This window comes from Mesorhizobium sp. M5C.F.Ca.IN.020.32.2.1 (assembly GCF_004023105.1).
GTDB lineage: Bacteria > Pseudomonadota > Alphaproteobacteria > Rhizobiales > Rhizobiaceae > Mesorhizobium > Mesorhizobium wenxiniae.
Genome location: NZ_RZSX01000198.1, coordinates 1 through 8,412 on the forward strand (window position 1 = coordinate 1; position 8,412 = coordinate 8,412).

Annotated in this window: 8 protein-coding genes; 3 read left to right on the forward strand and 5 right to left on the reverse strand. The window is 63.9% G+C overall.

Annotation, left to right across the window (positions count from 1 at the left end):
- The 3 genes from EOA86_RS12535 to EOA86_RS12545 all read left to right on the forward strand — a co-directional run.
- On the forward strand, positions 1-449 hold a 449-nt coding region (locus tag EOA86_RS12535), incomplete at its 5' end, for a site-specific integrase (protein ID WP_164891706.1).
- A 137-nt stretch (positions 450-586) separates the two neighbouring features.
- Positions 587-1,867: a DNA (cytosine-5-)-methyltransferase gene (gene dcm, locus EOA86_RS12540; protein ID WP_128341925.1), complete on the forward strand. Its 1,281-nt coding sequence runs from the start codon at positions 587-589 to the stop codon at positions 1,865-1,867.
- A 37-nt stretch (positions 1,868-1,904) separates the two neighbouring features.
- Positions 1,905-2,300, forward strand: coding sequence for a very short patch repair endonuclease (locus EOA86_RS12545; protein ID WP_206630006.1), 396 nt, complete (start codon positions 1,905-1,907; stop codon positions 2,298-2,300).
- On the opposite strand, the gene EOA86_RS12550 is transcribed toward EOA86_RS12545, so the two are convergent.
- The 5 genes from EOA86_RS12550 to EOA86_RS12570 form a co-directional block, all read right to left on the reverse strand.
- Entirely contained in the window at positions 2,276-3,616 is a 1,341-nt protein-coding gene (locus EOA86_RS12550) for an AAA domain-containing protein (protein WP_128341927.1), read from the reverse strand. The genes EOA86_RS12545 and EOA86_RS12550 overlap by 25 nt on opposite strands.
- Positions 3,613-5,016 (reverse strand): hypothetical protein, encoded by a 1,404-nt coding sequence (locus tag EOA86_RS12555; protein WP_128341929.1) that lies wholly within the window; start codon positions 5,014-5,016, stop codon positions 3,613-3,615. The genes EOA86_RS12550 and EOA86_RS12555 overlap by 4 nt, the downstream gene beginning before the upstream one ends.
- Positions 5,013-6,062 (reverse strand): hypothetical protein, encoded by a 1,050-nt coding sequence (locus EOA86_RS12560; RefSeq protein ID WP_128341930.1) that lies wholly within the window; start codon positions 6,060-6,062, stop codon positions 5,013-5,015. The genes EOA86_RS12555 and EOA86_RS12560 overlap by 4 nt, the downstream gene beginning before the upstream one ends.
- Positions 6,052-6,807, reverse strand: coding sequence for a hypothetical protein (locus tag EOA86_RS12565; RefSeq protein ID WP_128341932.1), 756 nt, complete (start codon positions 6,805-6,807; stop codon positions 6,052-6,054). The genes EOA86_RS12560 and EOA86_RS12565 overlap by 11 nt, the downstream gene beginning before the upstream one ends.
- A gap of 106 nt (positions 6,808-6,913) precedes the next feature.
- A complete protein-coding gene (locus EOA86_RS12570) occupies positions 6,914-7,969 on the reverse strand; it encodes a hypothetical protein (RefSeq protein ID WP_128341934.1) in 1,056 nt (351 codons plus the stop codon).
- Positions 7,970-8,412 lie beyond the last annotated feature (443 nt).

The window sequence follows — 8,412 nt, forward strand, 5'->3', positions numbered from 1 at the left end:
CAACCGCACTGCGGCAAGACGAGATCGCCCGCGTTCGCTGGGAGGACTACGATCCGATCGGAAAGATGCTGCTCATCCGTGACCGCAAGGACCCTCGCAGGAAGAGTGGAAACCACCAGCGAATTCCCCTTCTGAGCGTCTCCGGCTACGACCCATGTGCACTCATCGAGGAGCAGCGGGTCGCTCAGGAAGGATCAGGGGAACGTATTTTTCCCTACAATGGACGATCCGTCGGAACGGCGTTCCGCCGGGTATGCAAGGAACTGAAAATCGCCGACCTACATTTTCACGACCTTCGTCATGAGGCGACCAGCCGTCTTTTCGAGGCTGGTTTCACGATCGAGCAGGTCGCCCTCGTCACCGGGCACCGGGATTGGAAGATGCTGCGTCGCTATACTCATCTCCGGCCAGAGAGACTTCACGAAATCGCACGTCGTCACGCAGCGTGAGCAGTCTAGCGTGAATTCGTGTTCTGGCCGCACTAGACGAGCGCAGTCGCCCGAACGATTGTAGGCACCAAGAAGAGAAGCAGGAAGTCCCCGATGAGACAGCTCATGACCGACGAAGATCGCTATGGAAGTTCGGCATGAAGCTGCTCGACGAGGTCATCGAGCACGAGTCGCTACGGAGCCGTGCGCCTACAAGCGTTGTCCCGAGGAGCAGCGCCCCGTCGAAGACGACCGGACCCAGCCAGGCCGCAAAAAGCGAAGAGCCGCCGAAGTTCAAGGTCGCCGGCGCGTTCGCCGGCGTCGGCGGACTCGAGCGCGGTTTCGAGCAAGCCGGCCACAGCAGCACGATGCTCTGCGAGTTCGACCCGGCGGCACGGCATGTGCTGTCCCGCCATTTCCCCGACACGGAGATCACGGAGGACGTCCGTGCTTTGACCGAGCTGCCAGACTGTGACGTCCTGACCGCCGGATTTCCTTGTCAGGACCTCAGTCAGGTCGGGCGCCGACAAGGCATCTCGGGCCCCAATTCGGGACTGGTGGCATCGCTTTTCAAGCTCCTGAAGCAGAAGGCCGAGGCACCCCAATGGGTGATCCTCGAGAACGTGCCATTCATGCTCAGCCTCGACGGCGGTCGCGCGATCCGGATGCTGACGGACTCGCTCGAGGACATGGAGTTCTCATGGGCGTACCGCACCATCGATGCGCGGGCTTTCGGCTTGCCCCAACGGCGCCGTCGAGTCGTGTTGCTCGCATCCAAGGTCCACGACCCAAGACCCGTGTTGCTCGGCGTCGACGCCGGCAGCCCTGCTACAAAGAAGCGCGGCAACTCGGCTTGTGGCTTCTACTGGACCGAAGGAAACACCGGCCTGGGATGGGCGATCGATGCGCTACCACCCCTGAAGGGCGGTTCGGCGCTCCACATCCCCTCCCCGCCCGCAATCTGGTTTCCGAAACGCCGCTTGATCGCCACTCCCGCAATCGAGGACGCCGAGCGGCTCCAAGGATTCGAAGCCGGATGGACCGACATATCCGACTTCGATCCTCTGGGCGCTCGAAAGCGCTGGCGCATGGTCGGCAACGCGGTGAGCGTCCCCATGGCGAAGTGGGTCGCCGATCGACTGACCATGAAGCACATCCCTTTCGACGACGCGGCGGACACCGCCGACTTGCCGGCCAACGGGAGTTATCCGAACGCGGCTTGGGGGCGCGACGGTCGACGCCGAAGGTCGGGCGTCTCAGAATGGCCGGTCAGCGAGACTCCTCGTCATCTCGCCTCGTTCCTGGAGTTTCCGGCTGTGCCGTTGTCCAGGAAGGCGACGCAGGGATTTCGTTCGCGTCTCGTCGCGAGCTCGTTGCGCTATGAGGATGCTTTTCTCGCTGATCTGGACCACCATGCCGAGACAGCCGGAGCCCGCTGAAATACTGGATCCTGTCGCGCCTGGCACGTCGCGCCGCATGGCGCGTACCGCGCAACGCGACAATCGAAAGGAACGCGCGCTGCGATCGATACTGCATCGGCGCGGATTGAGGTTTCGGGTCCATGGACGGCTCCTCGAAGGAAGCCGCCGCACCGTCGACATCGTGTTCGCTCGCGCCCGTGTCGCGGTATTCATCGACGGATGTTTCTGGCACGACTGCCCCATTCACGGGACGAGTCCGACGAACAACGCCGCTTGGTGGCGGGCCAAGATCGACGCCAACGTCGCTCGCGATCGCGACACCGACGCTCGCCTCGTGGAGTCCGGCTGGACGGTGGTGCGCATTTGGGAACACGAAGACCTCTCGGTTGCCGCGGACCGGATCGAAGCGCTCGTAAGAGTTGACGCTCACAACGCGAAGACTCGACCCTGATCCCGCAACGACTCCCAAATCGTGCGGTAGGCCTGGAATCCGATCCAGGTCGTGTCGCGCGCGCCTGCGGCAACCGTATCGCACGTGTGCACATAGTCGCCGATCAGGTCGGTCACCGACTCGCGGGCAACGATGACGCAGCCGATCTGATGCCGTGAGAGCGCGACACACCACCGCCCAGCCTCGAGGTCGAAACCCGTCGGTCTTGCCGGAAGGGAGAGAGGATGCCGAACGATGGAGATCGGCATCTGCAGCCCTTGCCATCTCTCAACGGTGTCCACTCTGATCGACCCGCGGCCGCGTTGGCGCAACGCGTCCGAGATCGCTCCGCCCGCGATGACATGAGGATCGATGCAGCCGATGTCGCTCTCGGTCAACGGACCGTGTCCGATCCATTCTCCCTGCCGGGTCAGGATGTGATCGGAGAGGTGGGCCATGACGGCTGCCACCTCGATGTCGGCCTCCTCGTGCGCCGGCGGCCGCCCAGGGACCGTGACCGCCACCAGGCTCTGGCCGGCGGCAATGGCATCGAGCGCACGGTCGATTCCAGGCACCACGCCGGCCAGGCGAAATCGCAGACGGCGATCAGCCGGATCGACGACGGACGTGAACGGCAGATCAGGATAGAACGATGCCTGAATCAAATCAGACGTATCGGGCAGAAGCCGCCTCGTCACCGGCAAGCCATAGACTGGCGTTTCAGGGAAGCGGTCCAGGACGTAGGCGGGAGCCGACCAGTGAATCTTGTGCTCTCCAGCCTCGAGGTTGGCCGTATCGACAGAGGTCACCGGATCGAGCTGACCAGGATCGCCGACCATCAGGACCCGAGTCGCCAGGTGGGAAACCGGCAGGAAGTCCGACGCTGCCAGTTGATAGGCCTCGTCGACGATCATCAGGTCGAAACTATTGGGTCCGAGAACGTGGAGATAAGACGCCAGCAGATGGACGTTGGTGACGACGATTCCGGGTCCAATGTTGAGGTTCGCTGCCCAACCGTTCGACGACGTTATGCGACCGACCAGAGCCGGCGGCAACACACGGTGCTTCGCGTGCGCCAGTTCCAAACGCGGGAGCCGGTACTCCAACAGACGCTCGGCCACGTCATAGAGTTGGCTGACGCCTGGTGTAACGATCACCACGCGCATCGCCGGGGCTCCGACGGCTACGGCGGCCGCGCATTCCACCAGAAACGTCTTGCCCGCTCCCGGCGGCGACTTGGCGATGGAGATGGGATCAGTCCCAAAAAGGGAGCGTTCGATCGCCTCGTCGATCACCCGGTCGGCCTGATCGAGCCGCGCTTGCAGCAGTGCACTCATGAACGCCTCGCTGCCTTGGCCAAGGCGAGCGCCGACTGGCCAGGCGACGCCCGCGGAGCAACCGCCGGTGCGGCGTCGCCGTAGAAAATCCAGGGACGGTGAGCTCGCACCTCACCAAGAGCCCTGTAGTTCACGAAGCCGAAAGCCGACCGGATCAGCTCGACGCCAGCGCCGACGGTCAGAACGGCTCGCGTGCGCACCCCCACCTGAATCTCCAATGTGACGAGCGTACCCCCAGTCGAAGTCGCGCCCAATGCTCGAACGACACCTTCCACGTTCGTCCCGACCACCCGGACCTTGTCGTCGAGCCGGAACCGAATGACGGCCTGATCGGATTCTACGTCGATGGTGCACGGCTTCTGGCCAGGCCGCACCTGACGTACAGCGACGACGCTGCCGACAACCACGCCGCCAGCCCGTATCGCCTGTTCGCGGAGCAGAGGGTCGTGCTCAAGGGCAACCAGCTCGGACATCTCCTGCCCTGCTTCCATTTCACCGAGTTGTGCGGCGAGCCGGTCCGGTTGGCGGGCCGGGAAGAAGCCGTTCGCCAGCGCGTCTCCGACGCGCTTGGTCGAAACCGATACGAGATCCTCCAGGCCCGTCGCCGGCAACCCCAGTCCAAGGAATGCCCGCCTCCCCTCGATCATGAGGCGCCACTCTCGCAGTACCCATTGCCGCAGGATCGCATCGATCTCGGCCTCGACGCGCGCGCGACGAGCGCCTGAAGATGACTTCGCCTCCTTGCGCAGCTTGTCCACACGGTCGTCGCAGGGATGATCTGGCGTGTTCGGCAGGATGCCCGACGCGGGAAGACGTATCCGTTCACGCGCCTCCCCAACCGGATCGCGCACGGCCGGGTCCATCCATGCGAGGATTGCGTCCAGATGCCCCTCTTCAATCGGCGCCATTCCCGTGACCACATGGCTCTGCAGCTGCGCGGTGGCGTCGGCAACCACCTGCTGCCCCGGCATCGTCGCTTCGTGCGCGATGATCCGGCAAATCTCCCCCATTCGCACGACTTCCGCAGGGGCGCTCTGGTTCCGCCAGTAGCGGTGTCCCAGAACGTCGAGCGCTTCCAGGGTCACTGCGTGCGGCAGCCAAACGCGGACCGCGGAATTCATCGCGATGGCTCGCTGTACCGTGTCCTCCAGAAACCGTGCGAAAGGCAGCAGGTCCGTCACGTCTCGACCGATGGGATTGAGGCGGACGATCACCGTCGGTTCCTCGCCAATCGCACCATAGGCGATCGCTTGGATGTGTTCTTCGGTGACGATCTTGATCGTCGCGATCCCGATCGTCACGTCGGGGTCAGGAGAGAGGCTGCTCGACGTCCGGACCGCGAGGGCCCGGCCACTCGTTCGCGCGAGCGCGCGGTGAAGACTCTCTTCGAACGCGCTCACGCCGCCCTCCCGATACCGTGGCGGTCGGCAAGCAGCCGCAGGCGCGCTGCGACCTCGGCCTCACGATCGTCGGCTGGCGCCACCACGCCGGTCATGAGGTCGACGAGATGTTCGATGGTCACGTCTCCAAGCACGTCGCCGGCAACATCACCGAGATCGGCCGCTGTTCCAGCAACGTGCTGCCGGCACCATTGCGCCATCACGCACGTCGACAGGCACGCGTCCTGAAAATTTGGCTTGAGGTCGGCTACGACGGTGTAGGGCTCTGCGCCGGCCCGCAGCGCGTCGATGTGCTGCCGATGACGCAAGAAAGCGGCGACGCCGATCCTCACGGCCTCCACGGCCCCCTCCACGTCTTCGATGCGAGGAGCATGAGGCCGGAGGCCGTTTGGCCTGGAGAACACGAGCACACCCTTCCCGGGGACGGCAACGGAGCTGTCGATCCGATCGTATTCATGGCGAAGCGCGAGCACCTGGGCACCCAGCTGGAGTCGGACACGAGCGAGGTCGCTTGGAGCGATTTCGTTCTCGCGCACGATGAACGACTTGAGATCTCCAGGCAGGTACACACCGGGTTCGCGCGACCGAATGAGAAGGTCCGGCCCGATGAAGAAGAAGGGTTTGGGTCCAGGTTTGGTCGGCAGGAGGAGCTGCGGCTGGACGATGATGTCGGGCGCCGTCCTGCCGGCCAAGGCGTCCGCAAGAATTGCGCGGGTGATGCGCAGCCTAGCGATGCGCGCGTCGTCCTTGCTTCCGGGATAGTCGTCGAAGAGATTGCGGACCGTCAGGTCTTCGGCATCCGTCTGCAACATCTCGGCCAGCGCTTCCCGGAGCAGGCGCGCATCGCCCGCGTAGGCATTCTGCTCGAATTGCGCGCCGCGCCGCTTCGACGACTGGCGCTCGCCGAACTCGCGGTCGTACGGCTCGCCGACCACCCGCTCGTAGAATCGCTTCTCCGAGCCCGGCTGCAACACCATGGCTCCCAGAATTTCGCACTCGGGGTTGCTCGCCATCCGGACGAGCGCCGTACTGCCCTTAACGCTCATCGATCGCACTCCGCCACGACGGCGTCGAGCCAGGCAGCGAAACGAGACCGCCCCTCGCCCCGAAGAGCAGCTCGCGCTCCGTCAAGCGCGAAGCGAGGTCGGCTGCGGCCGCCTGCCTCAGGGCGAGATCCTCCGCGGTGTGCCGCTCCAAGGCGGCGGCGATCGCGCCGAGCCAATCCTCATAAGGAAAATCGCCGCGCTTGACCACCAGGCCGGCGTCGCGCGCCTGATCGGCAGCCACGTATTGAAGGACGTCGGGCTTCTCGGCGGCGAGTTCATCGGCGTCGACGAGACGGGCGAGATTGATCGTCCAAGCAGCCCCCTCCAGGAAGTGGACACGGCCAGTCATCGGTCCAATGACCCGTTCGGCGAGCGGCCAATCCGACCGCGCCCAGAAACGCTTCACCGCCTGCCCCTTGTCGTGGGTCAGGCAGTGGCAGAGATAGACCGGGCGGGCACGCGAGGAATCGTACGACTTGGCCTCGTCGTTCGACAAGGTCCCGAAGCGTGTCGATGGAACCTCGCGGCCGAAGAGCGGGCGCAGCACGCTCGCCAGCAGCAGAGAGTTCAAAGGGGTCGCTGCGTCCTGCAGCATTTCGAGGACGAGATCGCGCAGTGGACGACCGCGCTCGGCGGGAGACGCGCGTGCGCCCTTCTCCAGCGCCACACGCTTTGCCCGCAACTCCTCGAGCTGTTTTTGGAGTTCAGCTTCCTTGCTGCGAATCTGATCGAGCTCGTCTTTCATGAGACGATCAGATATCGGAGTTTATCGGACTTGTCTATCGGAATCTATCGGACGCCTCGCTCCGGTTGATTTTGACTCACTGCTGCCAACAGAGATGTATACAATATCAGAGACTTAGGCCTTGTTGTTCACGCATCATGGCATGTACGATCCGGTGACAATTGGCGCACAGCAGTTGAACATCGGACAGCATGGTTCGGGCCCCATCGCCCATCCGCCCGATTTCGAGCCGGCTGTGATGGACTTCGATACAGGCTGCGGCGGAAGGAAGGCCAAATGCCTCCACCGGGTCCAGTCCGCACCTTTCACAACGAAGACGCCCGTGCAGCTTTAGGACACTGTGCTTCTTGGCCCGTGCCAGGCCCGGTGCGCGTTCCCGCTTGAGGTGGAGAACCAATACCGGCCGACCCTCGATCCATTCCCGGTCTTCGCTGGAAAGCGGGACGTCGCCGACTTGTAACGTGGCCCCCTTGGGCGCGACCTCGTAGCCGGCCGCTTCGAGGAGCCGATGATAACGCCGAGACAGCTCCTTCGAAATGTTTTCGACCGGGACTTCCCTGCCTGTCGCGAGGCGCGACGCGATTCCTACGACGACGGCGGGATGGATTCGCATACCATCGGCCAGGATGACGTCGTGGTCGGCGGGACTCGCCTCCCTGGGCGTTTCCCCTGCTGTTGCCTGGTGGATTGCATTCCAAAGGTGCTCCGGATCTATGGCGGCTAGGGTGTCTTCGAGGTCTGCACCCGCCTCTCCTTCGAGCCCCAACAGCCTTGGGAGGTCTTCGGATGCGGCCAACCCTCCCACACCGATGCGAATCTTCTTGACCCGACTTCCCCCATACGGGGCACCGGCCGGCCGGCCGAAGGCCTGCATGCGGCTCGAAAGCACTTTGAATTGATCCCGAGGTCCGCTGTCCAAGTCGGTGCCGTTCAGGATGCTCCGCTGGTCACGAGGGAGATGACGCACTTCATCGCTGTCGATCCAAGCCCCCTCGACCACGTGCCCCGAGCGGGCTATCCGTTTGAGGAGAATTCGGAGGGCAGGACCGTAGTCCAGATTGCGAGCGCCGGGAGCGCCACGCTTCCCGCCGCGGCTGTGAAAGACTAACTCGGCGCCTTCTACGTCTACGTGCGCGTCGAGAGGCTCGCCGGTATCGTCCAACACTCGGTATGCCATCGCACCAATCCCCTCTCCGCCGGCACGGCCGCTTCGCTCGCCTCATCACCGCAACCCCCGCGCCCGGGAGTGCGAGATTCACGATATCGTAGCTTCGTCCACTTCGGCTTGCTCGGCGAATTTGGCAGTCCCCACCCGGTGACGATTCCCGTCGCCGGACCGCTCTCGAGGTAGCACAGCCGCCGTTGCCGACACTCCGATCAGTCACAGGGGATGAGCGAAGCCGAGCGAGGGCCTGTCCGCCGCCGCCAGACTGTTCTTGACTCCTCCCATCAAACGGTAGAACAAATAGAGAACATGATGCAAGACCCACAAGCGGAGGTCAATCGAGAACGTGCGGCCTCAGCCCGCCATCGACGCCTTGCGCGCGCAGATCGAGAAGATCGAGGGCCCGCGGCGGCGCGCGCAATCGGTGCTGCCCTTCAGGG

What these genes read in the sequence shown, in the direction of transcription:
- dcm (WP_128341925.1), top strand. Translation starts at nt 587, where the DNA reads ATGAAGCTGCTCGACGAGGTCATCGAGCACGAGTCGCTACGGAGCCGT.
- EOA86_RS12545 (WP_206630006.1), top strand. Translation starts at nt 1,905, where the DNA reads ATGGCGCGTACCGCGCAACGCGACAATCGAAAGGAACGCGCGCTGCGA.
- EOA86_RS12550 (WP_128341927.1), bottom strand. Translation starts at nt 3,616, where the DNA reads ATGAGTGCACTGCTGCAAGCGCGGCTCGATCAGGCCGACCGGGTGATC.
- EOA86_RS12560 (WP_128341930.1), bottom strand. Translation starts at nt 6,062, where the DNA reads ATGAGCGTTAAGGGCAGTACGGCGCTCGTCCGGATGGCGAGCAACCCC.
- EOA86_RS12565 (WP_128341932.1), bottom strand. Translation starts at nt 6,807, where the DNA reads ATGAAAGACGAGCTCGATCAGATTCGCAGCAAGGAAGCTGAACTCCAA.